This is a genomic window from Corynebacterium sp. H128 (assembly GCF_037482625.1).
Classification (GTDB): domain Bacteria; phylum Actinomycetota; class Actinomycetes; order Mycobacteriales; family Mycobacteriaceae; genus Corynebacterium.
In genome coordinates this window covers 88,608-109,214 of sequence record NZ_JBBHKW010000008.1, presented here as the reverse complement: position 1 = coordinate 109,214, position 20,607 = coordinate 88,608, and the positions used below count along the sequence as shown (strand labels likewise).

Annotated in this window: 19 protein-coding genes; 11 read left to right on the top strand and 8 right to left on the bottom strand. The window is 59.0% G+C overall.

The window, feature by feature from the left end; translation table 11 throughout:
- Nucleotides 1–71: 71 nt before the first annotated feature.
- On the bottom strand, nucleotides 72–1,706 hold the full coding sequence (locus WG915_RS08705) for a hypothetical protein (protein WP_339564986.1): 1,635 nt from the start codon (nucleotides 1,704–1,706) through the stop codon (nucleotides 72–74).
- 261 nt (nucleotides 1,707–1,967) lie between these two features.
- Here WG915_RS08705 and WG915_RS08700 point away from each other — a divergent pair, with 261 nt between their 5' ends.
- The 3 genes from WG915_RS08700 (at nucleotide 1,968) to WG915_RS08690 (ending at nucleotide 7,451) form a co-directional block, all read left to right on the top strand.
- Nucleotides 1,968–3,791, top strand: a complete 1,824-nt coding sequence (locus WG915_RS08700; protein ID WP_339564985.1) for a dynamin family protein — start codon at nucleotides 1,968–1,970, stop codon at nucleotides 3,789–3,791.
- Between the two features lie 11 nt (nucleotides 3,792–3,802).
- Nucleotides 3,803–5,266 (top strand): GTPase, encoded by a 1,464-nt coding sequence (locus WG915_RS08695; protein ID WP_339564984.1) that lies wholly within the window; start codon nucleotides 3,803–3,805, stop codon nucleotides 5,264–5,266.
- 118 nt (nucleotides 5,267–5,384) lie between these two features.
- Nucleotides 5,385–7,451 (top strand): Hsp70 family protein, encoded by a 2,067-nt coding sequence (locus WG915_RS08690; protein ID WP_339564983.1) that lies wholly within the window; start codon nucleotides 5,385–5,387, stop codon nucleotides 7,449–7,451.
- A gap of 88 nt (nucleotides 7,452–7,539) precedes the next feature.
- Here the strand turns inward: WG915_RS08690 and WG915_RS08685 are convergent, their stop codons facing one another.
- From WG915_RS08685 to WG915_RS08675, 3 genes are all read right to left on the bottom strand, one after another.
- The gene (locus WG915_RS08685) at nucleotides 7,540–8,121 is read right to left on the bottom strand and encodes an RNA polymerase sigma factor (protein ID WP_445227815.1); all 582 of its coding nucleotides are present in this window, start codon (nucleotides 8,119–8,121) and stop codon (nucleotides 7,540–7,542) included.
- A gap of 3 nt (nucleotides 8,122–8,124) precedes the next feature.
- On the bottom strand, nucleotides 8,125–8,502 hold the full coding sequence (locus tag WG915_RS08680) for a hypothetical protein (protein WP_339564982.1): 378 nt from the start codon (nucleotides 8,500–8,502) through the stop codon (nucleotides 8,125–8,127).
- A gap of 132 nt (nucleotides 8,503–8,634) precedes the next feature.
- On the bottom strand, nucleotides 8,635–9,990 hold the full coding sequence (locus WG915_RS08675) for a nicotinate phosphoribosyltransferase (protein WP_445227814.1): 1,356 nt from the start codon (nucleotides 9,988–9,990) through the stop codon (nucleotides 8,635–8,637).
- 142 nt (nucleotides 9,991–10,132) lie between these two features.
- On the opposite strand from WG915_RS08675, the gene clpS reads away from it, so the two are divergent.
- From clpS to rdgB, 8 genes are all read left to right on the top strand, one after another.
- Nucleotides 10,133–10,441, top strand: coding sequence for an ATP-dependent Clp protease adapter ClpS (gene clpS, locus WG915_RS08670; protein ID WP_339565015.1), 309 nt, complete (start codon nucleotides 10,133–10,135; stop codon nucleotides 10,439–10,441).
- Nucleotides 10,442–10,444: 3 nt separating this feature from the next.
- Nucleotides 10,445–10,984: a DUF2017 domain-containing protein gene (locus tag WG915_RS08665; protein WP_339564981.1), complete on the top strand. Its 540-nt coding sequence runs from the start codon at nucleotides 10,445–10,447 to the stop codon at nucleotides 10,982–10,984.
- 4 nt (nucleotides 10,985–10,988) lie between these two features.
- On the top strand, nucleotides 10,989–11,927 hold the full coding sequence (locus WG915_RS08660; RefSeq protein ID WP_339564980.1) for a P1 family peptidase: 939 nt from the start codon (nucleotides 10,989–10,991) through the stop codon (nucleotides 11,925–11,927).
- Nucleotides 11,928–12,050: 123 nt separating this feature from the next.
- The gene (locus WG915_RS08655) at nucleotides 12,051–12,668 is read left to right on the top strand and encodes a rhomboid family intramembrane serine protease (RefSeq protein ID WP_445227817.1); all 618 of its coding nucleotides are present in this window, start codon (nucleotides 12,051–12,053) and stop codon (nucleotides 12,666–12,668) included.
- Between the two features lie 21 nt (nucleotides 12,669–12,689).
- Complete coding sequence (gene murI, locus WG915_RS08650; protein WP_339564979.1) at nucleotides 12,690–13,508, top strand: glutamate racemase; 819 nt, start codon at nucleotides 12,690–12,692, stop codon at nucleotides 13,506–13,508.
- Nucleotides 13,509–13,572: 64 nt separating this feature from the next.
- Nucleotides 13,573–14,331: an MBL fold metallo-hydrolase gene (locus WG915_RS08645; RefSeq protein ID WP_339564978.1), complete on the top strand. Its 759-nt coding sequence runs from the start codon at nucleotides 13,573–13,575 to the stop codon at nucleotides 14,329–14,331.
- A gap of 139 nt (nucleotides 14,332–14,470) precedes the next feature.
- On the top strand, nucleotides 14,471–15,205 hold the full coding sequence (gene rph, locus WG915_RS08640; protein ID WP_339564977.1) for a ribonuclease PH: 735 nt from the start codon (nucleotides 14,471–14,473) through the stop codon (nucleotides 15,203–15,205).
- Entirely contained in the window at nucleotides 15,205–15,807 is a 603-nt protein-coding gene (gene rdgB, locus WG915_RS08635; protein WP_339564976.1) for an RdgB/HAM1 family non-canonical purine NTP pyrophosphatase, read from the top strand. The genes rph and rdgB overlap by 1 nt, the downstream gene beginning before the upstream one ends.
- Before the next feature lie 58 nt (nucleotides 15,808–15,865).
- On the opposite strand, the gene WG915_RS08630 is transcribed toward rdgB, so the two are convergent.
- From WG915_RS08630 to WG915_RS08615, 4 genes are read right to left on the bottom strand one after another with little or no spacing between them, the layout of a single operon-like run.
- On the bottom strand, nucleotides 15,866–16,789 hold the full coding sequence (locus WG915_RS08630) for a dihydrodipicolinate synthase family protein (RefSeq protein ID WP_339564975.1): 924 nt from the start codon (nucleotides 16,787–16,789) through the stop codon (nucleotides 15,866–15,868).
- Between the two features lie 16 nt (nucleotides 16,790–16,805).
- Nucleotides 16,806–17,603, bottom strand: a complete 798-nt coding sequence (locus WG915_RS08625) for an ABC transporter ATP-binding protein (protein ID WP_339564974.1) — start codon at nucleotides 17,601–17,603, stop codon at nucleotides 16,806–16,808.
- A 2-nt stretch (nucleotides 17,604–17,605) separates the two neighbouring features.
- Nucleotides 17,606–19,618 (bottom strand): dipeptide/oligopeptide/nickel ABC transporter permease/ATP-binding protein, encoded by a 2,013-nt coding sequence (locus WG915_RS08620; RefSeq protein WP_339564973.1) that lies wholly within the window; start codon nucleotides 19,616–19,618, stop codon nucleotides 17,606–17,608.
- Entirely contained in the window at nucleotides 19,618–20,583 is a 966-nt protein-coding gene (locus tag WG915_RS08615; protein ID WP_339564972.1) for an ABC transporter permease, read from the bottom strand. The genes WG915_RS08620 and WG915_RS08615 overlap by 1 nt, the downstream gene beginning before the upstream one ends.
- Nucleotides 20,584–20,607 lie beyond the last annotated feature (24 nt).

Genomic DNA, 20,607 nt, shown 5'->3' with positions numbered 1-20,607 from the left:
TGCGGCATGGCAAAGCCCCGATCCTCCTGGTGGGAAGTCGGGGCTGTGCAACCTAGCGGGTTGGCTAAACCTTAAGCGAAGTCGCCGCTGTCAGTGTCGCCCTGTGGCATATCGACGTCGATGGTAGGGGCCAGATCGGAGGTGACTTCCTCGTAGGAGTCGTACATCAGATCATCGTCGGTGTTGATGCCCTTGATATCGGCGTAACCGTCGAAGTCGGTGTCGATGAGTGCCTCATCGGTCTGGCCGTCGCCGTCGGTGTCGCGGTGCTCCTCGTCGATGCGGCCGTCGTAGTTGCCATCGACAATCACGGTGTCGGTGATGTTGTCATCGTTGGAATCGTATTCCAGGATGTCAGCTCGGCCGTCGTTGTTGGTATCCTGCGCGAAGCCATCGGAGTAGCCGTCGCCGTCCAGGTCAACTTCGGTGCCGTTTCCGGTGCTTGGCGCGCTCTGAGCGCTGGCGGGTGCGTTGGTCGGCGCAGCTGCAGCCGCTGGTGCCTCCGAAGCTGGTGCCTCGGAAGCTGGTGCTGGTGCTTCGGTCGCTGGTGCCTCGGAAGGTGCTGCGGCAGTGGCGGCACCACCGGCAGCGACATCGTTCAGGCCTTGTCCCATGAGGTCACCCAATGCGGACTGGCTATCGGTGACATCTTCCATGTTGCGCTGGTGATCGGCCACACCGTCGTTGTTGGAATCAAACACGAAAGAGTCGCTTCCTCCGCTGCCTTCTTCGCTGTAGTGCACAGAGTCGATGTCGCCGTCGCCGTCCCGGTCGTAGGCGCGTACGTCCACGTTGCCATCGCCATCTGTGTCGATGCGTACGACGTCATCAACGCCATCTCGGTCGGAGTCTTCGAGAGTGCGGTCTCCAGCAGCAGTTGGGGCTGCAGTTTCTGCCGGCGCTTCCGGAGCAGCTGCCTCAGGGGCTGGCGCCTCTGGAGTTGGAGCCTCTGGCGATGCGGAAGATTCTGGGGCTGGGGTAGTGGCTTCAGCCTGTGGGGCTGCTGCGGCACCTGCGGCGGCGCCACCGGCAGCTCCAGCGGCACCAGCAGCAGCGGAATCACCAGCTGCATCTGCAGCGCCCTTCGCGCCATTGGTTGGGATTCCCTGGGAGAAAGCGCCCTGTCCAACCGCCTGCTGTGCGGCGGAAAGCTCGCCGTCTCCGGAGGTGCTGTTGACGCGGCCATCGCCGTCAGAATCGTACTGGTCAACGTCCATCTTGCCGTCGCCGTCGGTGTCGTAGTGCATGGAGTCGATGCGGCCGTCCTCGTTGGAGTCACGTGCCTTGGTGTCAACAACTCCGTCGCCGTCTGTATCCAGTTCAACCTTGTTGACTCGGCCGTTGTCATCCGTGTCCACGATGTGGGTTTCAATCAAACCGTCGTTGTTCTGATCGAGGGACACCCGATCCATGGTGCCGTCCTTGTCGGAGTCCACGAGGACTGTGTCGGTGATGCTGTCCTTATCCAGGTCCATTTCCATCTTGTCGGCCTTGCCATCTTCGTTGGCATCGGTGACGGTTCCGTCGGCCTTGCCATCGCCGTCGATGTCGACCTGGTAGGAGTCGAGCTTGCCGTCAAGATCGGAGTCCTGTGCTCCGATTACCTGGCCTTGTACTTTGTTTCCCTGGGCATCGATGGTCTCGAACGCGCCTGGCTTGGTGCCTGCGGAGTTCTGCTCAGCTGCATTCTTGTTGTAGTCAGACATTGGGGAACCCTTTCGGTCTCGTGACTTTCGTCATAGGTTGGTAGTGCCTAGTATCGTTCAGGACTTCGCTGTTGTCCTGTCGTTTATGGAATGCGGCATCGACCCGTTATGTTCCCCGGGGGTAGAAAGAACTCCGAATAAGAAGAAATATTTTCAATAAAACATGCGGTCGATAATGGTTTTGGGCACAATAGAAGAATGTTCCAATCGGGGGTAGCGTCCCTGGTCGTCCGGCTTGAGACCCAATGAAAGTGAAATATTGTGACTGCTCCAATCGGTAATCCACCCAAGCGAGGCCCGCGGGAATCCGTGACTCGAGCGGCTGAAATTGCTCGTAAGTATGGACGCGCCGGGTCCGCGGAACACGCGCTCGCACTCATGGATGCGAACTTTCGTGCGGGAACCGTCGTCGTGGTTGGCGAGATTAAACGCGGAAAGTCCTCACTGGTCAACGCGTTGGTGGGGTACCGGGATCTCTTGCCGGTTGACGTCCTCATGTGTACCTCGGCGCCCATCCGAGTGCTCACTGACCCACACATGGACGGCGCTCCGGAGTTCTTCTTAGTACGTGGGGATCATAAGGATCCTATCCCGCATGCTGAGCTCCCGAAGTGGGTCACGCACCAGGCTGTACAAGAAATCGACCAGGCGGCAGGGGATGAGGATGCCGCCTTGCTCTTGCCGAGTGCAGCTGAAATCAAATTGGGTTTTGAGGGACTAGGGGCGCTCACAGTCATTGATACTCCCGGCGTCGGCGGCCTTGATGAACATGCTATTGCTGCGGCGCTTGCGGAGGCGCGCCAGGCCGGCGTGCTACTGATGGTTTGCGATGCATCCACACCGATCACCGCTCCCGAAATGGACATTTTGCGGCAAGCACGGGAGACGGTTGGCTCTGTCATCGTCGCGGTGACCAAAACGGATAAGAATATTCGCCGCTGGCGCGCCATCGTGGAGGACAATCGTCGCCTCATCACTCAGCACTTGGGTATTGAAATACCTGTTATCGGCGTCTCCAGCCTGCGTGCTCTCGACGCGATGGCGGCGACGGACCCTGAGCGACGCGCGATTATCGACGACCGTAGCGGCATGGCCGCCTTGCGCAAGCAGATTCGCTGGGAGCTCTCCGCTGCCTCTGGCCTCGGAATGCGCACTGCGATCGACTCCATGAAGGTGTGCATGGCGGATATTAAGAAGGGTGTGGAACAGGATATCGAGCTTCATACGGGGGCCTCTGACGCCGTCGCCAAGCTCGAGCAGGAGCGCGCCAACCTGGAACAGTTTCGTGAGGAAACCAGTGAATGGGAGCAGCTGTTCCAGCGAGATATCTCTTTGGCCCGTAATGAGATTTCGGGCAACCTGGATCATAGCCTCGAGCAATTGCGCATCACCTGGACCGATCGGATTAATGCCGATGGCATGCGGGTGCTGCGCAGCAAGCCGCAGGTCTTTACCAGCCAAATCGAGGTCGAATTCAAAAAGATTCTGGAAGACAGCGTGCAAGCGATTCTTGTTGAAGTCGAGCGCAGCTGCCGTGGCTTGTTTGACGATGAAAACACAATTCGTGAGGTGATGGGCAGCATCCTAGCGTCCCTGGTTCCTGCGGATATTGTCAAGCGTGACGTAGATAAGAAGACGAAGGATCTAGTGGATCCGGCGGTGCTGTCCATGGGCATGATGGGAGCCGGCGCCCTGGCAATGGTGATTCCGGTTGCTCCGCTCGCCGGAGGCATCTGGATCGGGGTCAACCTTGCTTATAAGGCGATGCGCAACGGCAAACAGAATCTGCTCTCATGGCTGCGTGAAATGCAAGGAAACTCGCGCTCCACGGCAATGCGCTTGATTGATCAGGTCATTACTAATGCGCGCACCGAAATCCTATTGCGGCACCGCTCTAATCTGCGCACGCGGCAGCGGGAGATCCAACAGAAGATTGAAGACGCCCGCAAGATCGCCCAAGAATCTGAATCTGAGCGGAAGAATCGGGTAGCCAGGTTGCAGAAAAATCGGGACATTGTCCAGGCGACCATGGCCGAACTCGAGGCACATAAACGAGCGCTATTGACCGAAGCGAGGGGGAAGTAACCGTGGTGGACATGAACCTAAACCAAGAAGTGGATACCTCGCGCGATGCAGCGATCGCGGCACTAACCACCTTGCTCACACAAGCCACCGATGCTCTCGCGCAGGGCGGGCCGGAGCTCGCCGAGCATGCTGCAGAACTGCGCAAAATGGTTTCGCGACCGCCGCGGGTAGCAGTAGTGGGACGTTTGAAGTCCGGGAAGTCGACCCTCGTTAACGCGCTCACCCAGCATGTTATTGCTGCTACCGGTTCTTTGGAATGCACCATGGCAGTGAGTATGTACTTCGACGGCGCACCAGCGCGTGCCGAGGTGATCACCACCACGGGTGAGAAGCAACGCATCCCGCTGGGAGACGGGCCACTCACCGACCTGGGGATGCCATTGGATGAGGTAGACCATGTTGAGCAGTTTCTGCCCAACGCGCAACTGCGACGTCTTTCCTTGATCGATACCCCGGGTACCGCAACCTTGACCGTTGAAAATGAGGCGCGCACTCGGCGCGTTCTTGTCGACGGTCAAAACGACACGCGCCGTGCCAGCTCGTGGGCAGATTCCCTGGTGTTCCTGTCAGATTCTGCTCCGCGCGAAGACGAAAAGCTCTTTATCTCTCAGCTGGGGATGACACCGTTGACGTCGATAGGCGTGCTCTCTCGGGCCGACAGCTTCGGCGCAGGTGCCTTCGGGCATCGGGATCCGCTGGAGTACGCCCAGGAACATGCCAAGTCGATCGCGCAGCAACTCGGCAATTCCGTCTCCGAGGTGCTGCCGCTCTCCGGTTTTATGGCCGAGTCTGCACTTGTCGGCAGGATCACCGGCGATGTTGCGCGCACCCTAGCGCAGCTTTCCCCTCTTGACCGCGAGCAGCTTCTCGACGTCATCGAGCTGCCGGATCCCGCTCGAGTCGTGCCGGGATTCACCGCGCAGATGCGTGACAGCCTGCTGGATACGGTCGGGGAGTATGGCATCATCGCTGGCCGTGACGTAGCCGCGCGTGAGGGGGCAGTCGGGCTGATGAACTGGATGGTGGACCGCTCCGGCATTAGTCGCCTCACCCAAATGCTCACCGGAGAGATCAGTTACTTTGCTGTGCTGCAGCGCGCCGTGCGGATGCTTGATGCCTTGGATGACCTCGCCGGAAGCAATATTGGAAAGGATCATGTCCGGTGGGTGCAGTCAGTGACCCTCGCACAGCCGGGTATGCACTTTGTGATGCTCTACCGCAGCTATCGCAACACCTACTCCTCGACCCCAGATTCGGCACTCTTGGCGCCACTACGTGCGGCGATTTCCGCCCGCACAGCTGCCGAAGTCGTTGGATTGCCGTCCGATACCGCTCCGGAGCAGGTCCGCGCCACCCTGCAACAACGCCTCAGCGAAATGCAAAACATGGCAATGGGCCTGCTCTCTGCAGCTGAGGATGAAGCGCGAGAACGCCTGGTGGTGGCGTATCAGGCGGCCCTTAAAGCACTGGCATAAGTGGCCTAAATGTGACCGGTTACACTGCTACAAATTGAAAAATAGTTTAGTATCGGTTCGTTAAGCCAATATTTTGCACCGAAAATTATTAATCATCAACCCATGGAGACTGCGACAAATGAGTACTGCCTGGCATTTCGCGCTTGACTTTGGCACCAGCAACACCTCGGCTGCCCACACTGCGCCGATGAGTGGCTCAGTAGAGACGGTTGCACTGACACACCGATCCAATCTGATGCCTTCCGCAGTGTACTTAGAAGATGGCGCTGTACTCGCCGGTGATACTGCCTTGCTGCGTGGGCGTCGTGACGCATCCAAGCTGCTGTTATCTCCCAAGCGCTACATCGATCACGATCATGTCCAGCTGGGTGGACATGACGAGGACACCCTCAAACTAATCGCCGCAGTGATTGCCACTGCTCTAGATCGGGCGCGTTCCCAGCACGCAGGTCAAGATCCGGAGACGGTGACCCTGACCCACCCTGAGGCCTGGTCGGTGCACTCAGTAGACCAGCTTAAGAATGCAGCTCAGCAGGCTGGGGTCCGCGCCGAGATCATCCGCACTATTTCCGAGCCACGCGCAGCTGCTGTGCACTACGCGGCGCAGCAGCAGGTGAAGCCGGGGAGCCACGTTGCCGTCTTCGACTTCGGTGGCGGAACTCTTGACATCGCAGTTCTTGAGGCGCTTAACGACGGCAACTTCCGAGTCGTCTCGGCAAAGGGCGATAACTCCTTAGGCGGTCGCACTGTAGACAACTTGATGTTCCGCTGGGTGATTACACAGCTGGAACACGATGACCCGGATTTCGCAGACTATGTGCGCACCGCCCCAGTCTCCGTTATGCACTCGCTGGAAGAAGCGATCCGAGAGGCGAAGGAGATTCTGTCTGATACTTCTTCTGCCACCATCACTGTTTCTACGCCGCAGGGCGAGCGCGACATACTGATCACCCGCGATGAGTTCAACGGGATTATCCAGGACTCCGTCGGACGTGGTGTCGAACTGACTCGCGCAGCTCTCGAGCAGGCAGGCGTGGATCAGGCAACAACTCCGATCTACATGACCGGTGGTTCTTCTCGTATTCCTTACGTACAGAATCGACTGGGCGAGATCGGGACGGTCATGACTCTTGATGACCCGAAGACCGTGGTGTCCCGCGGTGCGTTGCGCGCCACGCTCAATGGTTTCACCGAGGGTAGTGCTGCCACTGCAAAGACTCCGATAGCTCCAGCTGCCGGGGCTGCTGGAGCCGGCGCGCTAGCAGGAGGGGCGAACCCCTATGGCAATGCTGCCCCGAACTCTGCGCCGGCTTCCCCTCAAGGTGCAGCGGCACCCACAGGTAATCCCTATGGTGCTAACCCTTATGGCGGTGGAGCTGATAACGCTGGGCAGCCTGCTGCCAACGCCTTCAGCCAGTCACCTTCAGCTGGCGGTTCCGGGAACAACAACGTCCCGTCTTCGGCTTATAGCACCACCGCTGGTGGGGCTTCCGGCAGTAAGTCCAAGGCTCCGCTGTTGATCGGTGGTGGTGTCTTGGCCCTAGCTCTTGTTGGCGGTGGCATCTGGGCCTTGACAAATGGTGGTTCTGAAGATCCGAGCCCAGCTTCGACCGAGACGCAGGCGGCCTCGCCAAGCACTCAGAAGTCCACTACAACCTCTAAGTCTTCCGGCTCCGGATCGTCGTCCAAGACGAATGATGCTTTGGCAGACCCGAGCAAGAACGAACGGCACATTGTAAACCGTGAGTCGAGCACGAAGGATGTGCTCCCAGCTGCCTTTGTGGACAAGATCCGCTCGTGCAACGATCCGCGCGACATTGGCTCCAGCGTCGGTTGGTTTGCAGACTCTCCTGCCACGGGATATGCGTGCCTGGTGGAAACGAGCGCTCTGGGTGATAAGCAGAACGAATCTGCATACTCGGGTGTGAAGTATGTACTCGTCGGCGATGAAGCCCAAAAAGGCTGGGACGCAGTACAGAAGTCGAGCAAAATGCCACCGCAGAAGCTCCAAGATGCGAGCGGAAACAAGCCGGAAGTTGTGACCGGCCTGACTTCTGACAGCGATACCTCCCCGGAGTGGGCTGCCTGGTACCCAGATCAGAAAATCCTAGTTGCATCCCACACCGGTACTAACTACAAGGGCAAGGAGACGGAATACCTGAAGTACTGGGGTTTCCTGCAGTAGCCCATGAGCGGAACCTAGCCGGTCGCAGCCACGGCGTGTTTACCACCCAGGCTGCGGCTGGCTGTTTCTTGCCGTTGCCGCCAAAAAGTTAAGAGTCGACCCCTGCGGCGCGTAGGGCGTCGAGAAGCTTCGTGCGCGCGCGGTTGATGCGGCTCTTTACCGTCTGGATTGGGATGCCCTGCTGCTCGGCGATGTCTTGGTAGCTCAGGCCAGCGTATTCGCGTAGGACGATCGCCTCTCGGAATTCCTCGGGAAGTGTTGCGAGGGCTTCACGAACCACAATTCCCGCCGTGACTTGGGTGTCTATATTCGATCCTGGTGCTACTTCGTTGTAGCCGGCCTCGTCATCAGGTAGCTCGCGGCGCTTACGGACTATCTGGAGAGCTGCATTGGATGCGATCCGGTATGCCCACGTGGAGAACTTCGCGCCGCCGTCAAAGCGATCCAAGTTCTGCCAGGCTGCCGTCAGGGCGTTTTGCATGGCATCTTCCGCGTCGTGCTTATTGCCTGTGATGGAGAGGCACACGGACCACATTCGACTGGAAGCCGACTGCGCCAACGCAGCAAAAGCTCGCTCGTCGCCGGACTTGGCGCGAGCGAGCAGTGTTGCTTCCGTAGCGTGCTGTTGGCTGACCCCGGTTTCGAACCCGTCGAGGGAAATATCGCTCACGGTCTACACCCCCGGGTCAAAATCGAAGTCGGAATCTGTAGCATCCTCCTGCGAATCATCCAGGTGGAAGTCATCCTCCTGAAGCCCCTCGTGAGTGTCTGCAAAACCGAGGTCATCATCCAGCTCAGGGGGCAGCAGCTCCTCATCCAGAGCGGACGTGGCAGCCACCTCATCCGAAGCATAAGGCTCCGATTCGGGGATGAGGTCACCAGCCGGCGGCGGGGTAGCAGGATCGACAGCAGTGGCGATCATCGCGTCGAAGTCCAAGTCCGCAGGCAGCGCTTCATCGCCATAGAGTTCCGTCAGGGGAGGCAGAATTGGAGATTCCACCTCTGGCGGATCATCAGCAAAGTCCGCTGCTAGGTCGATATCATTTGTCATTGTGTCACCTCCGTTCCACGTGCTGAGAGTCGTGCTGTAAACCGGTGAAAAACACCTCACCTAGCAGTGAAATGCGCTAGGGCGCGGTGATGTTCCCGGCGGTGGCTGAAAACTCACATGCACGTGGAAAAACTAGAAACCGATGAAGCGAGTGTTGAGCGCAGGCTCATCGCGGGAGAGCGCAAGACCTTCCCATGGCAACGACACTAGCTGAGAGGCTAAGTAATCGCGCGACTCAACAAGCGTCGGGAGATCTGCCACCGGTTTGCCGTCGCGAAGCAACGGCACCGTCAGGTCGCGGACCTCAAGGGAACCTACGGTGGGGGCCTCCGCGCCGAATGGCGTGACCAATTCCTCGACCGCGGTGCCCGTATTACGGCATGCGCGCCAGCCACGCTTCGCACCTCCCACAGACTTCTTCGAAGAGGAACGCTTGGCCACCGGGTGACCGTCTACTTCGACGACTTTGTACACCATCGAAGCGGTGGGCGCTCCCGATCCCGTCACCACCGAGGTACCAACGCCGTACACGTCGACTGGGTCGCCGCGTAGGCCCGCGATAGTGAATTCGTCCAGGTCAGAGGACACTACGATCTTAGTGTTGTGGGCCCCGAGACCATCGAGCTGTTGGCGGACACGACGGGTGAGTATGCCGAGATCACCGGAGTCAATACGAACTCCGCCCAGCTCTGGACCCGCAACCCGAATCGCCGTTTCTACGCCCTTTTCAATATCAAAGGTGTCAACGAGCAGCGTCGTACCCGGCCCTTGCGCCTCAACCTGGGAGCGGAAAGCCGCTTCTTCGTTCGGGGTGCCGTCCTCATTCACGTGCACCAGGGTCCAGGAGTGGGCGGCGGTGCCCGATACCGGTATGCCGTAACGATGCCCTGCCTCGAGATTGGAGGTGGCTTCGAACCCCGCGAGATAGGCCGCGCGAGAGGCAGTGACAGCCGCATACTCGTGAGTGCGGCGAGAGCCCATCTCGATGATTGGGCGGCCATCTGCGGCGGTGACCATGCGGGCGGCCGCGGAGGCGATGGCGGAATCGGAGTTCATGATGGAAAGGATGACCGTTTCCAGGATCACGCATTCGGCGAAGGTGCCCCGGACCGTGAGGAGCGGCGAGTTCGGGAAGTAGAGCTCGCCTTCCCGGTAGCCGTCGATATGCCCGCTGAACTTGAAGTCGCGGAGGTAAGCCAGCGTCTGTTCGTTGAGGAAATCCAAGCCAGCGAGTTGTTCTTCAGTGAATACGTAGTCCTTGATTGCATTCAGGACACGGGAGGTGCCGGCCACGACCCCGTAACGCCGCTCATTGGGGAGCCTGCGTGCGAAAACCTCGAAAGCACACTGCCGGTGCGCGGTGCCGTCGGCAAGCGCAGCCTGCAGCATCGTCAGTTCGTACTTATCTGTCAGCAGCGAGGTAGAACGATCGCTTGGCAGTGAGGACGCGGATCCGGTAACACCGGTGAGTTCGGTTAAAGAGGTCACATTGCCAGCTTAATGCACTGCTTGCCAGCACGGTGGGGGTTTTCTGCTGGGGCGGGTCTCGGCATAGGTCGGCGTGGGCTAGCGTGCGGCTGTGGGCGGCTGGCTACTAAGCTGGGAAAGCATGAGTGAGCGCTTCCGATCAATGAGCACCCCCTCGGCGCCGATGGCTTCTCCGGAGCTGGAGGAAGTCGTCGATGTTGACGTGATGACCAGTGAAAACCTGCCGTGGATGTGTATCGTGTGGGATGATCCAGTCAACCTGATGAGTTATGTGACGTATGTTTTCCAGACCGTTTTGGGAATGAGTCGCAAGAAAGCCACCGAGTTGATGATGCAGGTGCACACCGAGGGCAAGGCGGTGGTGAGCTCTGGTGAGCGTGACAAGGTGGAAGCTGACGTGAAGAAGCTGCACAAAGCGGGGCTGTGGGCCACGATGCAGCAGGCGGGATAGACAATGGAAGCCTGGAAAAAGAGGAAGTCCATCATGCGGGGCGCGAGGTTCACTGTAACTTTCGAGCCGATGGAGCGTGAAGTCTTAGGGGACATGGCATCTGCCGTGGCCGAGGCGCTTATTCACCGCGCGCAGTCTGCGCCGAAAGACGAGCTCGCTGAGCTCACCGGCATGGCCTCCGGGCATAAGGAGCCGCCAACTGACCCTGCGCTCGCGCGGTTGCTGCCGGACTTTGAGATGGCAGGGGACGAGGAATACGAGGGCGACAATTCACTCTTGCGCTCCCTGCATGAAAACGACATTTGCCGAGCCAAGCTGGAGAACCTGGCCGTGATCACGAATGCACTGGGCCCTGACGGCAATGTGGCGGTGGTGGCAACGGAAGAAGAGGCCCACGCCTGGGTCGCAGGGCTCAACGACATTCGCCTCTACCTGGCATCAGGCGAGCTCAAAGGCAGCGAACAAGAAGAACAGGACCGTGACATGCTTGTCCAGTGGCTCGCTTTCAACCAAGAGTCCTTGCTCGAAGCGATGATGGGCTAGCACAGTGCTTATCGACGTCCCCGGTGTGCTGCTCGGGCACCGCAGTCTGGGCGATACCGGTGTGAGCGTGGTTGTCGTTCCTGGGGGCGCTGTGGCTGCCGTCGATGTGCGTGGTGGCGGCCCGGGTACCCGGGAAACTGATTTGCTCGAGCCACACAATACGGTTCAGCAAGTTCACGCTGTGGTGCTTTCCGGTGGTTCTGCTTTCGGTTTGGCCAGCGCTGATGGTGTCATGCGGGCGCTGGAAGAAAGAGAGATCGGCTTCCCAGTGCTCGGTGAGGAGATTCCGGGTCCGCGGGTGCCGATTGTCCCCGGTGCCGTCATTTTTGACCTCCTCGTAGGCGATGCCTCACATCGGCCGACCGCCGCGGACGGCTATGCTGCGGTCCAAGCGGCATTTGGGGAGCCACAGACCGAATCAGGTTCGGTAGGGGCTGGATGCGGCGCAACCGCTGGAGTGCTGCGGGGTGGATTCGGTCAATCCTCGCAAAAGGTCGGCGGCTATACGGTTGCTGCAGGTGTGGTGGCCAATCCGGTAGGTGCGGTGATAGATAAGGAAACCGGCAGGTTTTGGGGAGACTCTGCCGTACCAGCGGTGGACCCGGGCCGTTTCGCCGAGCAAAAGGGTTTGCTGACCAAGTTGAATACCACCATCGGGGTCATTGCTACCGATGCGCCGGTGACCAAGGCTCAAGCTAAACGGCTCGCCATGACGGGGCACGACGGCCTGGCCAGAGCGATCCGTCCCGCACACTCGCCTCTCGACGGCGATACCCTTTTCGCCCTCGCAACCGGGAACGGCATCGGCGTTGGGATCGAAGAGATGATTGCGCTGTCTACTGCTGCTGCTGATGTCGTCTGCGCTGCGATTGTGGATGCGGTGGTGCATGCTAGCAGTGGCTATGGCTTGGCAAGCTACGCGCAGCTTCGCGATTGCCAGTAAAATAACGCAACACATGGATTAATTCTTTGTCAGAGCACATTCCTTGAGGACGTGACTAACGTGTCGTACCAGTTCCCGAACCCAAACTATGTGCCGCAGGTGCCGTCTTCAGGCGGAGTGTCACTGGTGTCGAAGGGGAGCCAGGCGGCTCGCCGTGGGGCAGCCTCAGCCGGTACCTTTGTTGCGATCATTTGGGTCGTGCACATCATCAACCTGTTGACGGGGAAAAACCTAACGCACTTCGGCGTTCATCCCTTGGACGTCAGTTCGCTGCCATACATATTCACCTCACCGTTCTTGCATGTCGGGTTTCCGCATCTGATAGCCAATACGCTGCCCGCAGCGATTTTTGTGTTCCTGATCGCTTGGTCGGGGCATAAAGTGCTGTGGGAAGTTTCGCTCATCGTTGCAATAATCGGCGGGATTGGCACGTGGCTGTTTGGCGGGATTGGTACTAACCACGTTGGTGCTTCGGGGCTGATCTACGGTTGGCTTGCGTACTTGATTGTCCGAGGCATGTTTAATCGCAGCCTGGGGCAGGTCCTGCTCGGAGTGGTACTGGCCAGTCTGTATGGCGGTCTGATTTGGGGAGTACTTCCCAGTGATGCCGGGGTGAGCTGGCAGGGCCACCTGTTCGGTGGGATTGGTGGCATCGTTGCTGGTGCAACTATCACTTCCGATGACCCCCTAGCGTTGGTGCAAAAGCGGGAGAAGAAGCGTTTGCAACGCGGTTCGATCTAACTGATTACTATTGAATCTGTTATGACTAAAACCCCTGATGCATCCGCCCCCATTGGTATTTTTGACTCCGGTGTGGGCGGTTTGACTGTTGCGCGATCAATTGTTGACCAGTTGCCCCACGAGTCCATTATCTATATCGGCGATACTGCGAATGGACCGTACGGGCCACAGCCGATCCAGCGGGTGCGTGAGCATTCCACCAAAATCGCTGATGAACTGGTGGAGCGGGGATGCAAGATGGTGGTCATCGCCTGCAACACCGCCACCGCCGCCTTTCTGCGTGATGCGCGCGAGCGTTACGACGTCCCGGTGGTACAGGTTATCCTGCCTGCAGTACGACGTGCAGTGGCCACTACCCGCAATGGCAAAGTCGGCGTGATTGGTACCTTGGGCACCATCAATTCCGGTGTTTACCAAGACATGTTTGCTGCTGCCCCAAACATCGAGTGTGTGGCAGCACCATGTCCGCGCTTTGTTGATTTTGTGGAACGAGGCATCACTTCTGGTCGGCAGATCTTGGGCGTGGCGGAGGCATATTTGGAGCCACTACAAGCAGCAGGCGTGGATACCCTGGTGTTGGGATGTACGCACTACCCGTTGCTGTCAGGCGTTATCCAACTGGCGATGGGGGAGAACGTGACACTAGTATCCAGTGCCGAAGAAACCGCCAAAGATGTCTTGCGAGTGCTCAGCGAGAAAGACCTGTTAGCCGATCCCGAGCAGCATCCGCAGCCTACGCGCAGTTTTGAATCCACCGGCGACCCGCACCTTTTCGCGCAACTATCGCAACGCTTCCTCGGGCCAAGTATCACCACAGTGGCATCACATCCCAGGGTGTAGCCTCGCCAAGAAACTTCCTGGCAAAAATATCGCGATTTTGGCTCACTCATGAGAAAGTTAAGTTATGAAGCTGACCATTCTTGGCTGCAGTGGTAGCACCGCTTCGCCAGCCAACCCTCCTTCGGGCTATCTGGTGCAGGTAGATAACGCTCCGGGTGTCCTGATGGACATCGGCCCCGGTGTGCTTGCCAAACTGCAAGAACTGGCGGATCCTTCCGATCTGCACGTGGTGCTGAGCCATCTCCACGCCGATCACTGCCTAGATCTTCCCTCGCTCATTGTGTGGCGCCGATACCATCCGGCTAGCCCGGCGAAATCCCGCCACCTTTTGCTCGGGCCTGCGGACACCACCGGGCATCTGGGGCCTCTGAACCTCGAGGGAGCGGACGACCTCTCCGACACCTTCGCCTTCACCCCTTGGACGGCAAGAACGCCACAGATCGTCGACCGGGTGCAAATCACCCCGTTCCCAGCGATCCACCCAGTGGAAACCTACAGCCTTCGTGTCACCGAAGCGACCTCAGGAAAAGTCATCGCCTACTCTGCTGACAGCGCATACACCGACTCCTTGGTCGAGTGTGCTCGAGACGCAGATCTGTTCCTTTGCGAAGCCACCTGGGGCTATGAAAGCGCAGGCAAAGCTCCAGATATGCATCTCAGTGGCTCTGAAGCCGGACTGATCGCTTCCCGGGCTGGGGCAAAAAAGCTGGTCCTCGTGCATATTCCGCCATGGGGCGATGCAGCTGGGGCACTGCGCGGTGCGCAGGAGAACTTCGATGGCGAAGTGGTCATTGGCGAGTCCGGGATGGTGTTTGAGTTTTAACCGCTCGTCCGCCATGATTTCACGATCATGATTTCGAGAGTAGAAGCTGTGCTATCTCCATCTTGCGGCGTGGACTTCTCTCATAATCATGATCGTGGAATCATGATCGTCGTCGCGCTAAATGAGTACGCTGAAAGGCATGACTTCTTTCACCCGCGCCGATGGGCGCGCACTTGATGAACTACGTCCCGTTTCCATCACCCGCGGATTCACGACGAATCCGGCGGGATCCGTGCTCGTGGAGTTCGGGAATACCCGTGTCATGTGCACTGCCTCTGTTGAGTTGGGCGTGCCCCGCTTCAAGAAGGATTCCGGCGAAGGCTGGCTCACCGCAGAGTACGCGATGCTGCCAAGTTCCACGCACGATCGCATGCCGCGGGAATCTATGAAGGGCAAGGTCAAGGGGCGTACTCACGAGATTTCTCGCTTGATTGGGCGGTCCCTGCGGGCTGCCGTTGATCTCAAGGCGCTGGGAGAGAACACGATCAACATCGATTGTGACGTGCTGCAAGCCGATGGCGGCACGCGAACGGCTTCGATTACCGGGGCGTATGTTGCGCTTGCCGACGCCATCGCTGTCCTGAGTGCGCGTGGTGTGGTGCCGGGCAATCCGCTACTGCCTCCTGTTGCTGCGGTCTCTGTCGGTCTCATTGATGGCAAAGTGTGCCTTGATCTGCCTTACGAGGAAGATTCCCGTGCCGAGGTAGATATGAACGTGGTCATGACGGAATCAGGTGAGTTCGTAGAAATCCAGGGCACCGGCGAAGAATCAACCTTTAGTCGCACCCAGATGGGCTTGTTCCTCGATGCCGCAGAAAAGGGGTGCCGTGAGTTGATCGCAGCCCAGAAAGCAGCGTTGGAGTTGGCGCTCTAATGCAGCTGTACTTGGCATCGAATAACAAGAAGAAGGCACAAGAACTTCAACGCGTGCTGGATGCCGCTGGCATCGCGGGCGTGGAGATCCTCCTGACCGCGGATGTGGCACCCTATGCGGAACCGATCGAAGACGGCCGCACCTTCCAAGACAACGCGCTGATCAAAGCGCGCGCCGGGGCCGCTGCAACTGGATTGCCGTCGCTTGCCGACGACTCCGGTCTCGCCGTCGATGAACTGAACGGAATGCCGGGTGTGCTCTCTGCCCGGTGGTCGGGCGGGCATGGTGACGATGATGCCAACAACGAGTTGTTGCTCGGTCAGATGGCGCATGTTCCTGATGGGCGAAGGAGCTGCGGTTTCGTCTCGGTGTGCGCACTCGTGCTACCAGATGGCACGGAGCATGTGGCACGCGGTGAATGGCGAGGCACGTTGCTTCGGGAACGCCGTGGCGAGGGGGGATTCGGTTACGATCCGCTCTTCTTGCCTGAAGACGCCGAAGGGCGCGCATCGGCAGAGCTATCCCCGGCGGAAAAGGATGCCCGCTCACATCGTGGCAAGGCATTAGCGCAGTTGGTGCCGGTTATTTCTCGGCTTTCCTAATGACTGTGCCCCTGCGAAGGAGGGGATCGCAGGGGCACAGTGAGAAGGTAGGTTTCATTTAGTCGATGAGGCCCACCTCCCGCACGATCTTCTCGATGGCCTCACGCGATGCGGAATCAGAGATTGGGGTCATCGGTACGCTCATGGTGTTGGTTTTGATGACGCCGATGAGCTCCAAAGCAGTCTTGAATGCGCCGACACCGGCGGCTGGGCCGACCTTGCCCACTGGGGTGAAGACGATTTCAAAGAGTCGTGCCAACCGATCTTGCTCTTCCTTCATCTGGCGTAGGTCGCCGGATTGGAAAGCTTGCCACATGCGAACATAGCCACTTGGGTCAACGTTGCCGAGCCCTGGGACGCAGCCGTCTCCTCCTGCAAGATAGGAGCCATCGACAACTACTTCGTGTCCGGTGAGCACCTTCATAGGGGATCCAGCTGCCTTGTTGAGCATGCAGAGTCGTCGGAAGGAGACATCGTCACCGGAGGAGTCCTTTACTCCCTGAAGAACTCCTTCGGCGCCGAGTTGCACCAATAGCTCCGGTGCAAGTTTGCTGTGGACACAAACTGGAATGTCGTAGGCAATGATCGGCAGAGTAGTGGCCGTGCGGAGGGCACGGAAGTGTGCTTCGATCTCGGCTGGACCCGTGATGGCATAGAACGGGGCGGTGGCGACTACTGCCTGCACGCCGAGCTTTTCTGCCCGTTGGATGTGCTCGATGACGCGGTTGGTCTGGGTGTCGATGACGCCGGCGTAGACCGGGCAACGGCCGTCGACAAGCTCAAGGACCTTGGCGATCACCTGGTCACGGACGTCGTCGCTCAAGAAAGCGACCTCGCCGGAGGAACCGAGGACAAAGATGCCGTCTACACCGGCACCGACGAGTCGCTCAACCAGGTTGCCGAGGGACGCATAGTCCACATCGCCGGTTTCAGTCAGTGGGGTGAGCAGGGGAGGGATGATGCCGGAAACAATTCCGTTCATGATGATTGCTACTTCCTTAGAGCAAAGATGGGGTTGCGGCGAGCAAGGTACGGGTGTACTCCTGCTGCGGGGAGGCGAAAAGATCGTCCGTTGGTTGTTGCTCAATGATCTCGCCCTTGAGCATCACGCACATGCGGTCCGCGATGTAGCGGACAGTGTTGATGTCGTGGGAGATGAAGACCAGACCAAGCCCGAGTTCAGACCTCAGGTCGGTGAGCAGGTTGAGCACTTGGGCACGGACGGAAACGTCGAGTGCAGAGGTGGGCTCGTCGGCGATGATTAGGTCGGGCTCGAGCGCGAGGGCGCGGGCGATCGCCACACGTTGGCGCTGACCGCCAGAGATCTGGCGGGGCAGCACATCGAGCGCAGACTGTGGAAGACCGACCAGATCAAGCAGCACCTGAACTCGCTTCAGGCGGGACTTCTCATCACCGATGTGGTGCACGCGTAGCGGATCGAGCAGCTGATCCTTCACCGTCATGCGGGGATTCAGCGCGGTAGCTGGATCCTGGAACACCATGGAGATGGAGCGGCCGATTTCCTTGCGGTCACGACTGGAGTGCTTGAGGGGCTTCTCGTGGAAGAAGACCGTGCCACTCGTGGGCTTTTGCAGGCCGACCATGACGCGTGCCAGCGTGGACTTGCCACAGCCGGATTCGCCAACGATGCCGACGACTTCCCGGCGATCCACCCAGAAATTCACGTCCTTGTTGGCATGCACGGTGTCTGGTCGAAACAGCTTGCCGGTACGGGTCTTGTGAATCACGTTGACATCTTTGAGCTCGATGATTCTTTGTGCTTTAGGTGTCGGCATGATCACTTCTCCTTCTGAGCGATGCGAACAGAACCAGTGCCGTTACGAGTCGCAAAGGCGTCGTCCGTGGCGGCGTAGTAATGCGTGGTGGAACCAGCAACGGCGCGTGGCTTCGGCTTCTGCCCGATGCCTAGTTCTGGCTGGCGGGAGCGTGGTGCGAAGCGGTCGCCGTCGATGAAGTCCCGTGGGCTCGGCACCGTTCCCGGTACCTGGTAGAGGCGATTAGCCCCCGCCTCGATGGACAGCACAGCGCCCAGCAAGCCGCGGGTGTACTCGTGGTGTGGGTCGGTGAGTAGTTCGCGCGTATTACCGCGTTCGACAACCTGGCCGGCGTACATCACTGTGATCTTGTGGGCCAGCTTCGCTACGAGCGCGAGGTCATGGCTGACGAAGATCATGGAGAAGCCCAGCTTCTCCCGCAGTTCGTTGAGCAGATCAACCACCTGGTGCTGGACGGTAACATCCAACGCAGTGGTTGGTTCGTCCGCAATGAGCAGACGCGGGTTGCGGGTCAGTGCCATGGCGATCAGAACACGCTGGCGCTGGCCGCCCGAGAGCTCGTGAGGGTAGGACTTGAGCGTACGATCCGGATCCAGCCCGACCAACTCCATGAGCTCTTCCGCAGTGCGCTTGCCACCGCGGCGAATCAGCTGCTGGAGCTGGGTGCGGATCAGCATGGATGGGTTCAGGGAGCTGAGGGCGTCTTGGTAGATCATGGCCATGTCATGACCGCGGAGTGCATTGCGCTCCTCCGTAGTCATCTCCAGCAGATTCTTGCCGTCGTAGCTGATCTCACCGGTGATACGGGCCGTGGGTGGTAGCAGCCCCATGATGCACATAGCGATCAGTGACTTGCCGCAGCCGGATTCGCCGACCAAGCCCATGGTTTCGCCAGGGGAGACCTCGAAGCTGACGTGGTCAACAATGTTGACGTCACCGTGTGCCTCCGGGAAGGCGATGCAGAGGTCCTTGACCTGGACCAATGGTTCTTCTGCGCGGGTGTACACCAGGCGGCGATTCTCGACGCTCTCGGCGTCGTGCAGCTTGCCGAGCGAAACATCAAGCGCGGCGCGAGCCTCTTCGTCGGAAAGCGAGCCAAGCGACTTTGCGGTGTTGATGCTGGGGTCGTCGTCAGTAACGCGGATGGTGCGTTTGATGCGTGGCGACGCCATGGCGTCGGTGAGCCCCTCGGACAAGATGTTCAGCGCTAGCACCGTGATGAGGATCATCAGGCCTGGGAAGAACGTGGGCCACCAAGCGCCGGTGAGCAGCAGTTGCTTACCATCGGCAAGGATGTTGCCCCACGATGGTAGTGGTGGCTTCACGCCAGCGTTGATGAAGGACAGTGAGGCTTCGAAGACGATGGCGTCTGCAACCAGCACCGTGGCAAACACTGCGATCGGCGCCATGGTGTTGCGGGCGACATGCTTGAACAGGATGTGCGGAATGCTCGCGCCCATCACCTTAGCTGCGGAAACGTAGTCCTCGCCGAATTCGGATAGGACGTTGGCGCGTACCACGCGGGACAGCTGCGGGATGTAGAGGAAGCCGATGGCGAAGACCAGGACAGGCAGGGAATTGCCAAACACGGCGACGAAGACGGCTGCCAGTGCGATGCCTGGGAAGGACATGATGATGTCCAAGATGCGCATCAGTACTTCGGATACTGCCTTGCCAGCGGTGGCTGCGATTGAGCCGAGTACTGCGGCGATGGCGAGGGCCGAAACGGTAGCGCACATGCCGATGACCAGGGAAGCGCGGGAGCCGTACAAGACGCGGGAGAAGATGTCTCGTCCAATGGCGTCAGTGCCAAACCAGTGCTGACCACTTGGTGGCTGTACCGGCGCGTTGGATTCCAATGGGTTGTAGCCGGAGAGCAGCGGTGCGAAGATCGCCATCAATGCCACCAACGTCAGGAAGCCGAGTGCGAACTTGGAGGCGATGGGCAGTGCCTTGATGCCTTGGAAACGCTGTCCGGCCTGGGACTCTAGTTTTTCAGTGAGTTTTCTACGCATTAGATGCTCCTGATGCGTGGGTTAACGAGGACGTACAGCATGTCCACGATGATGTTGATGATGATGAAGGCGATGGCCACCGTAAGGGTCACGCCCTGGACGAGGTAAACGTCGTTGCGTGTAACACCGTCGAGGATGAGCTGGCCCATTGCCTGAATATTAAAGATAATTTCAATGATCACGGCGCCACCCATGAGGTAGCCGACGCGTAGACCGAGGACTGTGATCGGTGTGATCAGTGCGTTGCGCAGCACGTTGCGGGAAATAACTTCCGACTTTGGAATGCCCGATCCGATCGCGGTGCGCACGTAATCTTTGTCGAGTTCTTCCACCATTGCGGTTCGTACCACGCGGGTGAGGGAGCCTGCGACGGGAACCGCCAACGCGAAGGAGGGTAAGAACATGTTGTTCATGTACACCGCAGGGTTTTCGGCGAGCGGCACCCATGCAGTAATCAGGGCGGGGAACATTCCCATGCCGCCGGGGATGGTACCGAGCCACTGGATCAGCAAGATTGCCAGCCAGAAGGACGGGGTTGCTAGCGACGCGATGGAAATGACGCGGATGAGCTGGTCTGGCCACTTGTCGCGGTACAGCGCTGCAACAACGCCCAGCACGAGCGCGATGACAGCGGCGATGATGAGGCCGAGGAAAGTCAGCTGCAGCGTGATGGGGAATGCTTTGGCTACGACATCGGTTACCGAGGCGCTACCGGTGGTGGTTCCTAGGTCACCGCGCAGCATGCCCATGAGGAAATCCCAATAGCGCACGAGCAGTGGGTCATTAAGACCGTGAGTTTCGCGGTATTCTGCGAGCGCTTCAAGGGATGCAGATTCACCGAGTGCGAGACGCGCCGGGTCTGCGGGGCTGAAGGACATGATGAAGAAGACCAGGAAAGTCACTCCGAGGATCATGATCGGGAGAGCCACCAGCCGTCTTCCGATGAGGCGGACGAGGTTTGACATATGCTGTCCTTAATTCCGGTTGAG

Coding starts and splice junctions, on each gene's coding strand:
- WG915_RS08705 (WP_339564986.1), bottom strand. CDS start 1,706: ATGTCTGACTACAACAAGAATGCAGCTGAGCAGAACTCCGCAGGCACC.
- WG915_RS08695 (WP_339564984.1), top strand. CDS start 3,803: ATGAACCTAAACCAAGAAGTGGATACCTCGCGCGATGCAGCGATCGCG.
- WG915_RS08690 (WP_339564983.1), top strand. CDS start 5,385: ATGAGTACTGCCTGGCATTTCGCGCTTGACTTTGGCACCAGCAACACC.
- WG915_RS08680 (WP_339564982.1), bottom strand. CDS start 8,502: ATGACAAATGATATCGACCTAGCAGCGGACTTTGCTGATGATCCGCCA.
- clpS (WP_339565015.1), top strand. CDS start 10,133: ATGAGCACCCCCTCGGCGCCGATGGCTTCTCCGGAGCTGGAGGAAGTC.
- WG915_RS08665 (WP_339564981.1), top strand. CDS start 10,445: ATGGAAGCCTGGAAAAAGAGGAAGTCCATCATGCGGGGCGCGAGGTTC.
- murI (WP_339564979.1), top strand. CDS start 12,690: ATGACTAAAACCCCTGATGCATCCGCCCCCATTGGTATTTTTGACTCC.
- WG915_RS08645 (WP_339564978.1), top strand. CDS start 13,573: ATGAAGCTGACCATTCTTGGCTGCAGTGGTAGCACCGCTTCGCCAGCC.
- rph (WP_339564977.1), top strand. CDS start 14,471: ATGACTTCTTTCACCCGCGCCGATGGGCGCGCACTTGATGAACTACGT.
- rdgB (WP_339564976.1), top strand. CDS start 15,205: ATGCAGCTGTACTTGGCATCGAATAACAAGAAGAAGGCACAAGAACTT.
- WG915_RS08630 (WP_339564975.1), bottom strand. CDS start 16,789: ATGAACGGAATTGTTTCCGGCATCATCCCTCCCCTGCTCACCCCACTG.
- WG915_RS08625 (WP_339564974.1), bottom strand. CDS start 17,603: ATGCCGACACCTAAAGCACAAAGAATCATCGAGCTCAAAGATGTCAAC.
- WG915_RS08620 (WP_339564973.1), bottom strand. CDS start 19,618: ATGCGTAGAAAACTCACTGAAAAACTAGAGTCCCAGGCCGGACAGCGT.
- WG915_RS08615 (WP_339564972.1), bottom strand. CDS start 20,583: ATGTCAAACCTCGTCCGCCTCATCGGAAGACGGCTGGTGGCTCTCCCG.